Raw genomic sequence first — 17,222 nt, 5'->3', positions numbered from 1 at the left:
CACGGAGTAGGATATGTAAGGCACATCCTTAACTTTTGTAAAGATAGAAATAGATGGCTGTACTCATCTGAAATCCGCATGGATTTTACTGATTTTCAGGAGAAGCCCCGACTGAAAGTGGAGCCTATCAGTATCCTTTGGGGAACCTTGACGTAGAACCACGGCAAACGGAAGAGAGAGTGAATGCAATCGCAACCGACCGATCCCTCAGACTTCGCGAATCCCAATTTCGCCCGCCCCACCGATGCTGCGGGTGGAAATGTGACTCCTGCTCACACGGATGCTCTGATTAATGAGCCAACGGTGTTTTCGAGCCAGTTTGTGGACTGCATGGAGATGAATGCTGATGCGCGAACGGTAGCAGCCTATCTGGATGTGCATCAAGAATGGTTTCGACGCTGCGCGCATCCGATGCAGGTCGAACCGATCGGACAAAATAGCTATGCGCTGATCATTGGACATTTCGGGGCGTTTGGATACGATGTGGAGCCGCGAGTGGGGTTAGATCTGTTGCCACAGCAGGAAGGGATTTATCGGATTGAGACGGTTCCGGTTCCAGACGATACTTATCTGGGTTACGAGGTAGATTTTAAAGCGGCATTGAATCTGGTGGAGCATCCAAGCCCCACTGATTCCAACTCGAAAATGACTCAGGTGCAGTGGCAGCTTGATTTGAATGTGGCGATTCAGTTTCCGCGCTTTATTCATGCTTTGCCAGATGCGTTGATTAAAAGTACGGGAGAGCGGATTCTCAAACAGGTTGTTCGTCAGGTTTCGCGTCGTCTAACGCATAAAGTTCAAGAAGATTTTCATTCGTCTCGAAATTTGACGGTTCCAAAGCGTGTACGTAAGCGGTTTTTGTAAGCGATCGCAGTTCAACTGATTTTGACAGACTCAAGTGCAAAATCCCTCGCGTTTGATGTGCGAGGGATTTTTTTAATTGGTTGGCTAAAGTACAAGGCAGCGTCCAATCATTCGCTAGAAATTACTAGGAAGTTGGGATTGCTTCTCTCGCGACCATCTGGGGCTGCACAGGATCTGAATTGCCATTTAGAGTTACAACCGGGGTCATGACCTGAACTGCATTTCGAGCCTCAATGAGCTTGATCGCTCTCGTGACACTTTCCGGCAAGATCACCACTAAACTGCCAGGAGTTGCACTTTCTAGCGCCGCCTCGATCGCTTGAGTTTCATCGAGAATGACTTCATATCGAGCATCCGGTTTCGTTGCTTTTACGCCTTGCACAATGAATTCAGCGGTATTGCCACGCTCGCGTCCGCGATTGTCGTCATCTTCTTTAATGATCATGCGATCGAATAAGTCTGCGGAGAGTGTGCCTAACTCGACAAAATCTTCATCGCGTCGATCTCCCGGTGCGCCGATTACTCCAATGCGATCGCCATCCGTCCAATTCTGAACAAAGCCACCTAATGCCTTGTAGCTATGCGGATTGTGGGCATAGTCGATCAACACATGGAAATGACCCAAGTTGAAGAGATTCATCCGCCCTGGTGTTTGCTTGGTTGAAGCTTGGAATGTCATCAAGGCTGCTCGAATTTCTTCAATCCGAACGCCTTGAGCAAATGCTGCCAAACTTGCAGCTAGAGCATTAGCAATCATGAAGGGCGCACGTCCACCCAAAGTTAAGGGAACATTGATCGCTTGTTCGATTCTCAGTGTCCAATCGCCTTTCAAGATCGAGAGATAGCCATTTTCATACACGGCTGCGAGTCCACCTCGTTGGGTATGCGATCGAATTAATTCATTCTCTGCATTCATCGAGAAGTAAGCAATCTGAGCCGAAACGCGACTTGCCATTGCTGAAACTAACGGATCATCCGCATTCAAGACGACATAGCCTTTGGGCAGTGCAGCTTCCGCGACGACGCTTTTGACTCGCGCCATTTCGTCGATCGTATTAATATCTCCAAGCCCCAGGTGATCAGCGGCGACGTTCAGAACGACACCCACATCACAGGCATTGAAGGCTAAACCCGATCGCAGAATTCCACCTCTAGCACTTTCGAGTACAGCAACTTCTACAGTTGGATCTTGCAGGATTAACTGTGCGCTTTGAGGCCCGGTATTATCGCCAGGTTCAACGAGGTAGTCCCCAATATAAGTGCCATCGGTTGTGGTGTAACCTACGACTTGCTTCGTCTGTTTAAACAGATGAGCAATTAAGCGCGTTGTGGTTGTTTTTCCGTTTGTTCCAGTAATCGCAATGATTGGGATGCGACCATTGGAATGATTCGGAAATAGCATATCGATCACGGGTTCAGCGACATTGCGCGGAATCCCTTCACTCGGACAAACGTGCATCCGGAACCCGGGAGCCGCATTGACTTCGACAATCACACCATCGACTTCGCGCAACGGCTTTGAGATATCCTCAGTGACGATATCAATTCCCGCAATATCTAAGCCGATAATTTTTACGACGCGCTCAGCTAACCAGAGATTTTCAGGATGAATGTCATCGGTACGATCGATAGCAATGCCGCCAGTACTGAGGTTCGCAGTTGCTCTCAGATAGCACATCTCGCCTGCTGGTAGTACCGTTTCCAAGTTATAGCCTTTCTGTTCTAACAATTCCCAAGACGTGCGATCGACTTCGATCTTCGTCAGGACATTATCGTGACCTGTACCACGTCGCGGATCTCGATTCGTTTCATCAATTAATTGTTGAATCGTCGAGCGACCATCTCCTACTACATGTGCAGGAACTCTTTCAGCTACAGCAACAACTTTCCCATTGACGACTAAAACTCGGTGATCGCGACCCTGATAGAACCGTTCAATGATGACCGACTTAGAAACATCTTTGGCTGCATCGTAAGCAGCTTCGGCTTGTTCCCAGGTTGTAATGTTAATCGTAATGCCTCGCCCATGATTGCCATTCAGCGGCTTAATCACGATCGGATATCCACCGACATCCGCGATCGCATCTTCTAATTCGTCTAAATAGCTAATAACAGTGCCACGCGGAACTGGAACTCCAGACGCTCGCAGCATTTGTTTCGTTCCTTCTTTATCGGAGGCAAGCTCAACTCCAAGAATGCCAGTCCGATTGCTCAACGTCGCTTGAATGCGCTTCTGATGGACACCAAAGCCCAGTTGAATCATGGCGCGCGCGCCGAGTTCTGTCCAAGGAATATTGCGGGTTTCGGCTTCTTTGACGATCGTTTCGGTACTCGGTCCTAAACTGCACTCTGCGGCAATTTCGCGCAGGTCGTTGAGATCTTTTTCAAGTTCTTCTTTTGGATATCGTCCGGTTTCAACCAGGGTTTGGCAAATTCGGACGGCAGCCCTCGCTGCATAGCGTCCGGCGCGTTCGTGAATATATTCGATCGCAACTTGGTACACGCCCGGTTCGGCGGTTTCGCGAGTTCGTCCAAACCCAACCAGCATTCCGGTTAATTCTTGAAGTTCTAGCGCCACATGCTCAATGATATGTCCCATCATTGTGCCTTCGCGAACGCGCGCCAAAAAGCCACCTCGGCAGCCTGGAGAACAGAAATGTTCGACAAGCGAAGGAAGTAACTCGACCAGACCTTCGTAGAACCCAGGAATTAAGTTAGAAGGTGTTTCTGCCAGATCTTCGAGATCTAGACGCATTAAAACAACTTTATGGCGGCGAATACTCCAATAGTTGGGTCCACGTAACGTCTGAACTTTGAGTATCTTCATAGGGGTCTATTCAGGGATACAGGCTGGCGTTTAGTTAGTTGGGCAATCAAGATCTGAACTAGATTACCTGCAAAAGCAGTTATCTAGTTTCAGATGCAATCTGAGCAGGGAAGTGTCCATGATAAACAGTTTGTGTAAAGAACTGTTGCCGCCAAAAGTCGGGAATTCAAGCAATTCTGTAACATCGTGCAACCTGATCTCATCGAAACGCTACCAGACATCCTCAAATCTACAAGTTAAGAAAATCTGATTTCTTCAATCTCTAGGGGCGATCCCAGAATGGCTTTCTCCGAGATTCCCGCAAGAGTATGGTGCGCCGCCGTAGGTCAAATCGACAACCCGCACTGAGAACATGCAAGCGCAAATTTCCCATACAAATCGGGTCGGTTTTGTTGATTTCGGCTTGATTGGTGTAGTTCATTTCGCTGGGGTCAAGGATGGTGACAGCTCCTTTGCCTAGGACTTGTAAAATGCCGTCTCCTTCAAATAATGCACAGGTGTCTTCATCAATTCCAATTCCTAATCGGTCGGGATGGGCAACGATCGCGCTCATTAATCTCGCCATGCGATTGCGATTATGAAAATGTTGATCGACTAAGACTTCTGGAATGATGCCAAGTCCGAGGGTCATATCGACTAAAGAATGATTGGGAGATTCACCACTGCCGCCGCCAGCAATCATGTGATGTCCCATGACAGCGGCACCAGCGCTGGTGCCTGCGAGGGTAATTTCGCCGGATTGGGCGCGCGATCGCACAATATCCATCACAGGCGTATCCGATAACAATCCACACAGGCGTAATTGATCGCCTCCAGTCAGGAAAACAGCGCTACATTCGCTGACATACTCTTGCATCTCGGGTGCGTCACATTGCGCCCGATCAAGAATGTTCAGTACCTTGATTTCCTGAGCGCCCATATCGGAGAAGATAGTGTAATAGCGATCGCCAATCACTAGGGGTTCACGGGAAGCGGAGGGAATAATCGCGATGCGGGCATCACTTCCTCCTGCCCGAAAGAAAAAGTTTTGCAGGATTTCGCGTCCATGAATTTTATCTTCTGCGCCGCCAATTACCATAATGGCGGTATTGAGAGACTGAGGCATCTGCGGTTCAAACGATTGCAAGACTGACTCTAGCATGAAGGGATGAGGGATGATATGTGAAGGGTGAACAGGGAAATCGAAATTCGCATCGCGCTGGCGCGGGAGTTGTATCGTCTAACGCTATAAATTTAATTTTTGATTTCTTATGACTCTCCATCATGCCAAACTATTAATTTTTTGTTAACAGTTCTTCGTTCTTATTTATCAACATGCGCTTCGATATTGTCACGTTGTTTCCAGATTTTTTTGCGTCGCCGCTGCAATCTGGATTACTGGGGAAAGCTTTGGCGAAACAAATCGCGGAGGTGCATCTAACTAATCCGCGAGATTTTGCGATCGATAAACATCGCCGAGTCGATGATGAGCCTTACGGGGGCGGGGTCGGCATGTTGATGAAGCCAGAGCCAATTTTCGCAGCGGTCGAATCTTTACCCGTACTGCCCCGTCGCGAGGTAGTATTTGTGACACCGCAAGGTGAGCCGATGCGACAAGATTTGCTCAAGGAATTTTCGGCGAATTTTGATCAGATTGTCATCATTTGCGGACATTATGAAGGGATAGACGAGCGGGTGCTGAATTTGGTGACGCGCGAGGTCTCGTTAGGAGATTTTGTGTTGACGTGTGGAGAGATTCCGGCTTTAGCGCTTTTAAACGGCACGATTCGGCTGTTACCGGGTGCGATTGGCAAGGAAGAGTCGCTGAAATTGGAAAGTTTTGAAACAGGATTGCTCGATTATCCGCAATACACCCGTCCGCCCGTGTTTCGAGAATGGGAAGTTCCGACTGTTTTGCGATCGGGCAACCATGCTGAAATCGATCGCTGGCGGACGCAGCAACAGATCGAACGCACTCGAACTCGTCGCCCGGATTTATATCAAGAGTGGCTGGAGCAGACGGGGCAATTTAAACCTGATGAAGTAAATCACGAACCATGTTGACGAAAAAATTCCGCTTACTCTGTGCCACGATCGCGAGTTCTGCTGTTTTGAACTCGATACACGTGCCGATGCCGTTTCGATCTTCAGAATTGCTGCTTGATTCTGCGGCATATGCGAAACGCAGTGGTGGTCGCAGCAGTGGCGGATCGTTTAATCGCAGTAGTGGGTCTTCTCGCTCTTCTGGCAGTTCGACTCCGGGTGGCTCAAGCTCTGGAAGTTCAAGTTCTGGACGCTCAAATTCTGGGGGATATCAGGGGGGTGGCTATTATGGGGGCGGCTATTATGGGGGCGGCTATAGCAGCGGGTATTCCAGTGGCGCGAGCATCGTGTTATGGATTGTGGCGTTAATTCTCGTCGGTGGTGCTGGATTTTTCGTGTGGTACTTGCTGAAGAGTGCGAAAAAGAGCAAGGGCAATGAGCTTGACAATGATATTGTGACGGTTTCCATGATTCAGGTGGGATTGCTGGCGGAAGGTCGAGCGATTCAGAAGGAATTGACGGAGATTGTGGAGCAGGGTGAAACGGATTCGATCGAAGGGCTGCACGCGCAGCTGCAAGAGGCAGTTTTGGCGTTGCTGAGAATGCCGGAAAATTGGAGCCATGTGCAGGCGAGTTCTGAGACGGTGAAGACCCGAGACGAGGCGGAGAAAGCGTTTAATCGGTTGTCGATCGCCGAACGGACAAAGTACACCACAGAGACGATCTCGAATGCAGGAGGTCAGTTGGTGCTGAAAGAGTTTGAGGTTGATCCGGATAAGGAGCCTGCCTCTTATATTGTGGTGACATTGCTTGTCGGGACGGCAGATGATAAGCCGCTGTTTATGGAGATTCGATCGATGGAAGCGTTGACTGAGGTGCTGAATCAGTTAGCGAGTTTGAATGCAGAGTATTTAATGAAGTTTGAACTGCAATGGACTCCACAGGCAGACGGAGATAGCCTCACTTACGATGAGATGCTCCTGGAATATCCGAAAATGTTGCAGATTTAGAGTTGCGGAGAAAACGATTGAGGGGCGAGTTTCACCGCAATAAATTTTGGATAGGGAGTGGGGAGCAATCTCAATCTGGGTGCTCCCCACTCCCCACCTCCGAAAGTCTCTATTTTTTCGTCAATGCCGCGATCGCATCAATTAATTCCTCAGATTCCAACGGTTTCGCGAGATGCTTTTGAAATCCAGCGGCGATCGCTTGTTTTTGATTCAACTCTCCTGCATAGGCAGTGAGCGCGATCGCGCAGATTTCTCCGCCTTGCTCTGGGGGTAACGTTCGGATGCGCTGCATCAGCATGTACCCGTCTATCTCTGGCATCCCAATATCACTGACGAGAATATCGAAACGCGATTGTGCCAACGCTGCCAAAGCTGCATGCGCTGAACTGACAGAGACCACGATCGCTCCAGCTTCTTCGAGCAAAAACTCCACAAGCCCAAGCGCATCGGGATCATCATCGACAGCTAAAACTTTGATATTTTTCAAGCTAGATGAATCAGGCGATTGTGCTTCTAATGGAAGCTCGGATGCAGTTGACAACCGAGGCAATCGCACCATAAATGTTGCCCCCTGTCCTTCACCGGGGCTTTCAACCGCTACAGTTCCACCATGCAGTTCAGTTAGATATCGAACGATCGCGAGTCCCAATCCTAACCCACCAAACTGACGAGTGGTTGCGCCATCTTCTTGCCGAAAATAGTCAAACACATACGGTAGAAATTCGGGAGCAATCCCCTTTCCTGTGTCGTGTACCGTCATTTGAACTTGATCATCCATCGAAATCAGATAAATCTGCACCCGTCCTCCAGTCGGCGTAAATTTCACGGCATTCGAGAGCAAATTCCAGACAATTTGCTGTAAGCGAGTCGCATCTCCTGCAATGTCGCTGCTCATCGACTCAAAAGCAGTCTCAATCTCAATCGATTTCGATTCAGCTGCTAACCGAACCGTCTCGATCGCGGCTCGAATCACCGTTGCTAAATTCACCGTGCTTACATTGAGGTTGATCTTGCCCTGCAAAATTCGAGAGACATCGAGTAGATCCGCAATCAGATCCGATTGAAGTTTGGCATTGCGCTCGATCGTAGCTAACGCATAAGCCGTTTTCTCTGCATCTAACCTGCCTGTTTGCAAGAGCCTCGACCAGCCTAAGATCGGATTCAAGGGAGATCGTAATTCATGCGAGAGCACCGCGAGAAATTCATCTTTAATCCGATTCGCTTGTTCGGCTTTCTCACGGGCAACTTGCTCAAGCTGAAGAATATGAGCTTGCTCGGCTTCAAGCTGTTTGCGTTGGCTAATATCGCGATAAAAAATTCCTAACCCTTCCTCAAATGGATAAGCGTTCACTTCTAACCAAACATCGTGGCTCGGCGGTTCATAGTAGTGATGTTCAAAGTGCGCTGCTGTCTGTTGCGCGATCGCTCGACGGTATTGCGTTTCAATTTCGGTTCCGATCGCCGCAGGCCATTCTTCCCAAAGTGTTTTACCGATGACTTCAGAGCGAGGTTTATTGTTAATGCGTTCGGCAGTAGCATTTTGATAAATGATTTTCCAGTGATGGTCTAAAGCCACAAACGCATCACTCATACTTTCTAGAAGCTGATCGATCCGTCTTAGAGCAGTTTCGGCTTGTTGTTTTGCCGTTTCACTCGCGGCTCGTAAGGTTTGCTCTCGTTGGAGTGCTTCTTGTCGAAGTTTCGAGAGTTTGAGGGTGGCTTCGACTCTCGCTAATAGCTCACGTGCAGAAAAAGGCTTCGTCAGATAATCATCGGCTCCGGCGGCTAAGCCTTCGACTCTGGCTTCTTCTCCTGCACGGGCAGAGAGGAGAATGATGGGAATCTCTCGGGTTTGCGGGCTGTCTCGCAGGGCACTTAAGACCCCAAATCCATCGAGTTGGGGCATCATCACATCTGTGAGAATGAGATCTGGAGTGCGATCGCAAACCGCATCCAACACGGCTAAACCATCCGAAACTGCTTTGACTTCATACTGCTGAGCGAGAAGACGTTTGACATAATCCCGCATATCCGCATTATCATCGGCAAGTAGAACGTAAGCCTGAGGACTCGAAGACTGCATCACCGGATTCAAGTCCAGTGGGGTAGCAACGGAACTTGAGTCTGGTAGCCATCGTAGCGCTTCTTCGACATAAGAGCTTGCACCCGTTGCGCTGGTCGTACGAGTTTCGCTAATCTGTTCAACCGGAAGATGAGCGGTTCCGGTTGGAATGGCGATCGTAAAACAAGTTCCTTCTCCTTCCTGGCTGATGACCTCGATCGTGCCTTGGTGCAGTTTGACTAATTCTTGAACTAAAGAAAGTCCAATTCCTGATCCTTCAAAGCTTCGTCCTTGTGACGCTTTCACCCGATGGAACCGCTCAAACAGATGCGGAATTTCTGCTGCGGGAATGCCAACTCCGGTGTCTCGAACGATCAGTTGAACCTGGTCTATCCGCCAGCACAACTGCACAGTAATCTTGCCTTCAAAGGTAAATTTGAAGGCATTCGAGAGAAGATTCAGAACAATCTTTTCCCACATCTCATGATCGACATACACCGCTTCTGGAAGTGCAGGACAATCGACCACGAACTGGAGATTGGCACGCTCGATCGCAGATCGAAAGACACTCGCTAAATCTGTTGTGTAGCTTGCCAGATCAGTTGGTTCATAAACGGCTTGCACTCGTCCGGCTTCAATTCGAGAAAAGTCTAGCAGAGTGTTCACTAGCTTTAGCAAGCGCATTCCGTTGCGTTGAACGATCTCGATGCGTTCTCGCTGGGTCGGAGGAAGGGGATGAATCGGATCGCTGAGTGCCTCTTCAGTGGGGCTTAACATCAGCGTCAGAGGCGTGCGAAATTCGTGGCTGATATTGTTAAAGAAGACGGTTTTTGCTCGATCGAGTTCTGCGAGGGTTTCGGCGCGCTTGCGTTCTTCTTCATACGCCTGAGCATTGGCAATGCTTGCTGCGATCTGACCTGCAACTAGATCAAGAAAGCCTTGATAGTTATCATCTAGCAATCGGAACGGATTGAGACCTGCGACTAAAATACCAGCTTGTCCTGTGTCTCCTGAGGCGACGATCGGCATAACAATGGCTTGATGAGGGGGATGCTGCCATGCGCCTTTGGGAAGCTCAGCGGTGAGGTTTGTAATGATTGCGGATGTTTGCGATCGCACAACCTCACTCAACTGCCAAATCGAATCTTGGTCGAATCCGACCGCTTCAAGCGCCAGCGGATGATCACGCTCGATTCCCGCTGTGCCGGATAAGATCACTTGCTGCTGTTCAACATCAATCAGATAAATCAAAGCAAACGGCAGATCATAAGGATTTGCAGCTAAACACTGGGCACTGAAAGTACAAGCCTCATCGAACGTCCGAGCATCCGCAGTTTTAGCCGCAAGGACACGTAACAATGCTAACTGTCGCTCTCCAATCACTTGCTGCGTATTGTCAGTATTGGCGCAAATAATCCCGCCTGTTCCGCCTTGATCATCCGGGATAGGACTATATGAAAACGTGTAGTAAGTTTCTTCGGGATACCCGTTGCGCTCCATGATCAGCAGCAGCGATTCATCATAGGTCGCTTCGTTTCTCAGCATGACTGAAGCCGTTCGCGGCTCGACCTCATCCCAAATTTCACGCCACACAACCGAGGTCGGCTGTCCTAACATTTCTGGATGTTTGCCGCCGAGAATCGCTCGATACGCGTCGTTATAGAGGTAGGTTAAGTTGGTTCCCCAGGCAATCCACATTGGTTGACGCGAGGTCAGCATAATTCGCACCGCTGTTTTTAAGCTTTGCTGCCATTGTTCTGGCTCACCTAGTGGAGTCTTTGACCAATCGAGTTCTCGAATGCGTCTGCCCATTTCGCCACCGCCTTGGAGAAAGCTTGCTGTGCTCGGTTCAGGTTTCATGCTTGGCTCCTTGATAATGTGGCGATCGCACGAATCAATTCTTCTGGCTCGATGGGTTTGGCAAGATGCTGCTGAAATCCGGCTTCAAGCGCTTGCTGCTGGTTAAACTCTCCTGCATAGGCAGAAACTGCGATCGCGGGAATTTTTCCTCCCCATTTCGATGTTCTAGCACGAATCTGTCGAATTAACAGGTAGCCATCCATCTCAGGCATCCCTAAGTCACTGACGATGACATTGGGCAAGGTCTGATCGAGTACCTGTAAGGCGGCGAGTCCAGATGGCACGGCAATGACTGTTGCACCATTTTGTTCAAGTAAGAAAGCCTGATATTCGCGAGTATCGAGATCATCGTCGATGAGTAAAACTGTTACATGGTTTAACTCTCCTTCTTGCGCTGCATCCGGGCAATGCGGCTCAAGCGCGCTCTTGCTCAATTGCGCTTGCAAATTCATCGGCAGTTTTACAATAAATGTCGCGCCGTGATTGACTCCCTGACTTTCTGCCTGGACGGTTCCGCCATGCATTTCGATGATGCGCTGTACGATCGCGAGTCCCAGTCCTAATCCGCCAAATTTGCGAGTCGTTGAGCCATCTTCTTGCTGAAAGGAGTCAAAGATCCGAGGCAAAAAATTAGGCTGAATGCCTTTACCTGTGTCGATGACCTGAATTTCAGCCCGGTGATCGCTAGACCTTAATGTGACTGTCACAGTTCCGCCGTCTGGCGTGAACTTGACGGCATTGGTGAGCAAATTGCAGATAGCTTGCTGTAATCGAACTGGATCAGCCGATACGGGAGCCGTCGGATTAAAAGTGAGCGTTAACTGAATGTTTTTTGCGGCAGCGGCGAGACGTACTGTCTCAACGGCGGCAGAAATGATCTGAGTCAAATCAACAATCGTAGGATTTAACAGCAGCTTGCCTTGAATAATTCGGGAGATATCGAGTAAATCTTCGATCAGTCGAGATTGCAGCTTGGCATTGCGCTCGATCGTGGCTAAAGCTCCTCGCTGTTGATTGGCATCGAGTTTGCCCGATTGTAGCAATTTGATCCAGCCTAAAATCGGATTCAGTGGCGTTCTCAGTTCGTGAGAGAGAACCGCGAGAAATTCATCTTTGATCTGATTTGCTTGATCGGCTGCTTCTCGTGCAGCTTCGCGCTCTGTTTCGATTCGCCTGCGCTCGGTCACATCCTGAAATAGCACTGCAACTCTGTTGCTTTCAGCAGGTTCAAGCCGGAATGCATAGATATCAAACCAACGATTCATCGCAGCCGAGTGATCCTGAAATCGCGTCGGTTCGCCTGTCCGCAGCACTTGCGCATAGATATCAAACCAGAATGTTTCAATCTCAGGAATTAGCTCACGAATTGTTTTGCCAACGGCTTGTGTCAGTCCCGTTTGCTGTTCAAAAGCTGGATTGACTTCAACAAGGCGATAATCAATTGCTATGTCCTTCTCAAACACGAGTTCAATTACACAGAAGCCTTCATCGATCGATTCAAACAAGGTTTGATATCGTTTCTCAGAGTGTTGGAGTGCTGCTTGAGCTTGGATCTGCTCGGTTACGTTTCTAAAGTAAACGGTAATGCCTGGCCTGGCTGGATAGGCACGAACTTCGTACCATCGATTGTGGTCGGGATAAAATGCGGTTGTTGCGCCGACAACTTGATCGTGCATTGCACCGCGATAAATTCGCTCAAACTCAGTTCCGATCAAGCCTGGATATTCTGTCCACAGGTTCTTGCTGACCGAAGCGTTGCTTGATCGCTCAAGCAATGCTTCAGCCGATTTGTTCATGTAAGTAAACTGCCATTGGGCATTCAGTGCAAAGAACCCATCGGTAATACTTTCTAGAATGTTACGACTCTGTTCTTCACTGTCTTGCAGTGCGATCGCGGCTTGTTTACGATCGCTAATATCGGTGAATAAAATGGCAAACTGTGGATAGGTATCGATTGGGAAAGCACTGACTTCAAACCATCGATTCATAGCCTGAGAGCCACTCTCAAAGCGTTCAGGTTTCCTCGTCTGTACAACTCTACTATAGGTTTCGAACCAAAACTCTTCTAAATTAGGGACTAATTCTCGTGCTGTTTTTCCGATTGCACCTTTCAGCCCTGTCATCGATTCAAAAATAGAATTGGCTTCTAGGAATCGATAGTCTTGCGGATTTCCTTGTTCGTCAAACATCATTTCACAAAGGCAGAATCCTTGATTCATCGACTCAAACAAGGTGCGATATTTTGTCTCAGATTGTCGGAGGGCTGCTTCTGCGCGTGCCCGTTCAACGGCTGCCCAAGTTCGCTCTGCGGTTTCTTCGATCTGTCTTGCTTCCAGCTTTGTCCATTGTCGCGGAGTCGATTGATGCACAATGAGCAAGGCGACTAATTGACCGTTCTTGATCAAAGGCGTATCACAATAGGCGGCAATGTCGATCTCTTTGAACTTTGCTTTCTCACGCTCTGTCAGGCGCTTACTGTGCTGAATATCTGAGACAATCACTTGTTGCCCCATTCTGTAGTCTTTGATCAAGTCTCGACCATATTCTTCTGTACTAAATACCCCGCTCAGTTCTGCTACGCCGTTTGTGTAGCTCCGGTAGATGCTCACTTGTTGAGGATTCAGTAAAATTTCAGCATAAGCAACACGGCTTGCCCCTAACGACTCGCCTAGCACATGCGCTGCTGTTGACTGAATTGCTTCCGCATCTGTCAGTGGACGTAATGCATCATTCAGTACGATACAAAAGGCATCAATCTGATTTCCTATCAGGATGTCTTCAGTGCCTGTTGCTTTCTCATCCTGAGCCACGCTCTATTCTCCCAATTTTCCCTCTGATGAACGGCTTAGTAAGCGTAGGGTTGACTAGCAGAAAAGATAAAACAATCGCGTATCGCTAGACACTATCTTTAGATAGAATTTTGCTTAACCTGAACAAGTGCCAATCAGCAATTAAATCTGCGTCTGATACGGTAAAGTCCAGTCTTAATAACTATCTCAATCTATGACCCATCAGCTTAATCCGGATTTGCAGCAGTTCAAAACGATGCTCAAAGACCAAGGTGTGAAATATGCGATCGCGAGCTTTGTTGATATTCATGGCATGTGCAAAGCGAAAATGGTTCCTCTGTCGCATTTTGACCAAATGATGCAAGGGTCAGAGCTATTTACGGGAGCTGCTTTGGATGGCGTTCCTCAAGAGGTCAGTGATGAAGAAGTAGCAACAATGCCTGATCTTGCCAGTGCAACGATTTTGCCGTGGAATTCAGAGATGGTTTGGCTTGCGAGTGATTTGTATTTGCGGGGTCAACCGTTTGAGGCGTGTTGTCGCAGCATTCTTAAATCTGTGTTGCAGCAAGCAGCAGAAATGGGGTTTCAGTTTAATCTGGGGATTGAAACTGAGTTTTTTATTCTCAAAGATCAGGATGGACAAGCGGTTCCAATCAGCGATCGCGATACGCTAGCAAAGCCTTGCTATGACCTACAAGGACTGCTCGATAACTATGCTTGGGTAGACGAGATTGTGCAAGCGATGAATCATCTCGGTTGGGATGTGTATTCGTTTGATCACGAAGATGGCAATGGTCAGTTTGAAACGGATTTTACTTATACAGATGCGCTGACGATGTCCGATCGCTTGATCTTTTTCCGCTTGATGGTGAAGGAAATTGCGCGGAAGCATGGTTACTTTGCAACGTTTATGCCCAAGCCGTTTGCGAATCGTACAGGAAGCGGCGCGCATTACAATATGTCGCTTGCAGATTTGAAAACTGGGGAGAATTTGTTTGTCGATCGAGCAGATCCGCGCCGCTGTGGTTTGTCGAAGTTGGGCTATCAGTTTATTGCGGGTGTGCTTCGTCATGCGCCTGCGATTTGTGCGGTGATTGCTCCGACTGTGAATAGCTACAAGCGGTTGATCGCACGAGGAAGTATGTCTGGGTTTACTTGGGCACCTGTGTATATTTGCTATGGCAACAACAATCGCACGAATATGTTGCGCATTCCACTAGCAGGTGGACGAGTTGAATGTCGGGCGGCTGATATTTCCTGCAATCCCTACTTGGGTGCAGCGATGATTTTAGCAGCAGGGTTAGAAGGGATTCGAGAAGGACTCGACCCCGGTGAACCGCATACTGAGAATATGTATACCTACACGACAGCAGAACTAGCAGAAATGGGAATTAAGATGCTTCCTCGAACCTTGGGAGAAGCGATCGAAGCGTTTGCTGCTGACCCGTTGAGCGAATCGGTAATGGGTTCGTTAATGTATCAAACCTATGTTGATTTCAAAACTCAAGAATGGTTTGAGTATCACAATCATGTTTCAGATTGGGAAGTTCAGCGCTATATGAAGTTCTTCTAGCTCCCCATTTTTTACAATCAATCTGACTAACTCTAGGCGAAACCTGAGGGGGGAATTTCGCCTAGTCTAAGGAGGATGTTTGATAGAGAGTATGAAAAGACTCTGCGCTCTCGTTGCTATCCTACCCCGGAGTGAATTCGGGGCTAGTACTAAACTGGACTAACCAGAGGCTTGAGCGATGCAGTCCTTTCAAAGGGCTTCGCACAGTTAGCCCTGGAATTCCATTTCGGGGCGGGTGAGTGCGTCTCAACGATTACTTTTCAAATACTCTACTAGTGCCGCGTCTGATCCGCCCAAGGTGTGAGCACTGCCGACATCCATTTCAGACCGTAATCGATCGCAAGTCCAATCAAACCAATCAGCAAAATGCAGAACAACACTTTCTCAGTTTGCAAATAGCGTTGGGCTTGAATAATTCTGAAGCCTATGCCAGTTTGAGCCGCGACTAGTTCAGCAATCACGAGATAGTTCCAAGCTCCCGAAATATTTACTCGCAGTGTATCTAACACACTCGGAAATGTCGCCGGAACAATCACCCGAAACAACACATCTCGCCGTGTCGCACCTAACGTATAAGCAACATTGATCATCTCACTGGGAATGAACTTTACTGCATCTGCAATCATAATCGCGTTATAAAGCACGACACCCAACGTAATGATTAGAATCTTAGACTCCTCACCCAAGCCTAACCAAATCACAATCAGCGGCACAAAAGCAGTCACAGGCATGTAGCGCACGGTTCCGACAAAAGGAGCGAACAGGCTCTCCATGCTGTAGAACGTTCCCATAGCAATGCCCATCGGTACACCAATTAATGCTGCCACAACAAATCCTGCTAGCACTCGCCCACAACTGGTCAGTACATCTGAGATCAGATCATTGTTGATGAACATTTCAATCCCAGACTGCACAACGGCAGTTGGTGTGGGCAAAAACATCGGTGGAACGACTTGAGCATAGCTAATCAGCGACCAGAGCAAGAGTGGAACTGCCAGCGAGATCATCACAATCAGTGCCGACAATCGACGCGGAAATCCTTGACGGATACTCCAAAACACGGAGGGTTTTAGATACTTATATTGTCGATCGACAGATTGAGGCGAACTAAGACTTGCATCAGTCACGGGATTCATCCTTTGAGTGCAGATTAAAACGTCATCGATCAATGACATGGGTTCAGTCTAGAGAGAGAGTTGACTGCGTTTTTGTATTGACAACTACATCTCTTGCATTTGCGACGAAATTCCAAATTTTCTAAGTTCTCGTACCTTATGTATCTGAATTAACATTTTTAAGTTCTGAGATCGACTTAACTAATACTTTGTCTCCTTCTGCACGCCAACACTATGCTCAACACCCGATCTCAAGCACTACAGCAGCGATCTGAACTTGAGATCGCATCTGAACTCTCAACTGCCAAGCTTGAAGTCCGTAGCCTGTCTAAGTCATTTAACTTGCAAACTGGCTCAATGACTGTGCTAGAAGACATCAATCTTCAGCTTTTTCCAAGAGAATTTGTTTGCTTAGTCGGTGCATCAGGATGCGGCAAATCGACCTTACTCAACATTGTGGCAGGACTCACGCCTCCCTCCTCTGGAAGTGTCTTAGTCGATGGGCATAAAGTCACGGGGCCGGGTTCCGATCGCGGCATGGTCTTTCAGAATTACACCCTTTATCCCTGGCTGACTGTCTCTCAAAATATTGCCTTTGGTCTGAATCTGCGCAAGATGCCCAAAGCAGAACAGCGCGATCGCATCAATTACTATCTCGATGTTGTTGGCTTAACGCAGTTCGCGAAATCTTACCCAAAACAGCTTTCTGGTGGAATGAAGCAGCGAGTCGCGATCGCTCGTGCTTTAGCCAATGAACCTGCTGTTTTGCTCATGGACGAACCCTTTGGCGCACTCGATGCTCAGACCAAAGAACAGATGCAGCAATTTTTGCTCGAACTCTGGGAGCAAACTCATGTCACAGTTTTAATGATTACCCATGATGTCGAAGAAGCAATTTTTCTGTCACAGCGCGTGTATGTGATGAGCGCTCGTCCTGGACGGATGAAACTAGAAATTCCAGTTGGACTACCTGAACATCGCGACTTAGACATGAAGCTCTCGTCTGAGTTTGTTGCGATCAAACGGCAAATTCTTCACTCACTGCGCGAGTAGTAAAATCTTCAGAGCGACAGAATTGTGATTTTGAATACTTTATTTCT

The 17,222-nt window shown here is 48.2% G+C and carries 10 protein-coding genes; 5 read left to right on the top strand and 5 right to left on the bottom strand.

Going from position 1 to position 17,222, the window contains the following annotated elements; all coding sequences use genetic code 11:
- Positions 1 to 183: 183 nt before the first annotated feature.
- Positions 184 to 864, top strand: a complete 681-nt coding sequence (locus tag ACMUEV_RS07520) for a DUF1997 domain-containing protein (RefSeq protein ID WP_190652738.1) — start codon at positions 184 to 186, stop codon at positions 862 to 864.
- A 124-nt stretch (positions 865 to 988) separates the two neighbouring features.
- On the opposite strand, the gene cphA is transcribed toward ACMUEV_RS07520, so the two are convergent.
- Both cphA and ACMUEV_RS07510 read right to left on the bottom strand, forming a co-directional pair.
- The gene (gene cphA, locus ACMUEV_RS07515; RefSeq protein ID WP_190652739.1) at positions 989 to 3,691 is read right to left on the bottom strand and encodes a cyanophycin synthetase; all 2,703 of its coding nucleotides are present in this window, start codon (positions 3,689 to 3,691) and stop codon (positions 989 to 991) included.
- Positions 3,692 to 3,953: 262 nt separating this feature from the next.
- The gene (locus ACMUEV_RS07510) at positions 3,954 to 4,832 is read right to left on the bottom strand and encodes a cyanophycinase (RefSeq protein ID WP_348251406.1); all 879 of its coding nucleotides are present in this window, start codon (positions 4,830 to 4,832) and stop codon (positions 3,954 to 3,956) included.
- Positions 4,833 to 5,005: 173 nt separating this feature from the next.
- Here ACMUEV_RS07510 and trmD point away from each other — a divergent pair, with 173 nt between their 5' ends.
- Both trmD and ACMUEV_RS07500 read left to right on the top strand, forming a co-directional pair.
- Positions 5,006 to 5,734, top strand: a complete 729-nt coding sequence (gene trmD / locus ACMUEV_RS07505) for a tRNA (guanosine(37)-N1)-methyltransferase TrmD (protein ID WP_017289744.1) — start codon at positions 5,006 to 5,008, stop codon at positions 5,732 to 5,734.
- Entirely contained in the window at positions 5,728 to 6,723 is a 996-nt protein-coding gene (locus tag ACMUEV_RS07500; protein WP_190652741.1) for a DUF1517 domain-containing protein, read from the top strand. Before trmD ends, ACMUEV_RS07500 begins: the two co-directional genes overlap by 7 nt.
- 109 nt (positions 6,724 to 6,832) lie before the next feature.
- On the opposite strand, the gene ACMUEV_RS07495 is transcribed toward ACMUEV_RS07500, so the two are convergent.
- Entirely contained in the window at positions 6,833 to 10,645 is a 3,813-nt protein-coding gene (locus tag ACMUEV_RS07495) for an ATP-binding protein (protein WP_190652742.1), read from the bottom strand.
- Positions 10,642 to 13,455 carry an ATP-binding protein gene (locus ACMUEV_RS07490; protein ID WP_190652743.1) on the bottom strand — a complete coding sequence of 938 codons (2,814 nt, stop codon included), beginning with the start codon at positions 13,453 to 13,455 and terminating at the stop codon, positions 10,642 to 10,644. The genes ACMUEV_RS07495 and ACMUEV_RS07490 overlap by 4 nt, the downstream gene beginning before the upstream one ends.
- Before the next feature lie 193 nt (positions 13,456 to 13,648).
- Here ACMUEV_RS07490 and glnT point away from each other — a divergent pair, with 193 nt between their 5' ends.
- Positions 13,649 to 15,007 carry a type III glutamate--ammonia ligase gene (gene glnT, locus ACMUEV_RS07485; RefSeq protein WP_017289748.1) on the top strand — a complete coding sequence of 453 codons (1,359 nt, stop codon included), beginning with the start codon at positions 13,649 to 13,651 and terminating at the stop codon, positions 15,005 to 15,007.
- Between the two features lie 272 nt (positions 15,008 to 15,279).
- On the opposite strand, the gene ACMUEV_RS07480 is transcribed toward glnT, so the two are convergent.
- On the bottom strand, positions 15,280 to 16,182 hold the full coding sequence (locus ACMUEV_RS07480; protein ID WP_017289749.1) for an ABC transporter permease: 903 nt from the start codon (positions 16,180 to 16,182) through the stop codon (positions 15,280 to 15,282).
- 174 nt (positions 16,183 to 16,356) lie between these two features.
- Between ACMUEV_RS07480 and ACMUEV_RS07475 the strand changes: the two genes are divergently transcribed.
- On the top strand, positions 16,357 to 17,175 hold the full coding sequence (locus tag ACMUEV_RS07475) for an ABC transporter ATP-binding protein (protein ID WP_017289750.1): 819 nt from the start codon (positions 16,357 to 16,359) through the stop codon (positions 17,173 to 17,175).
- The last annotated feature ends 47 nt before the right edge of the window (positions 17,176 to 17,222 follow it).

The sequence above is a fragment of the Leptolyngbya sp. FACHB-1624 genome (assembly GCF_047649235.1).
Lineage (GTDB): Bacteria > Cyanobacteriota > Cyanobacteriia > Leptolyngbyales > Leptolyngbyaceae > Leptolyngbya > Leptolyngbya boryana.
The sequence above is the reverse complement of the archived record's forward strand: the minus strand, read 5'-3'. Positions and strand labels throughout refer to the sequence as shown.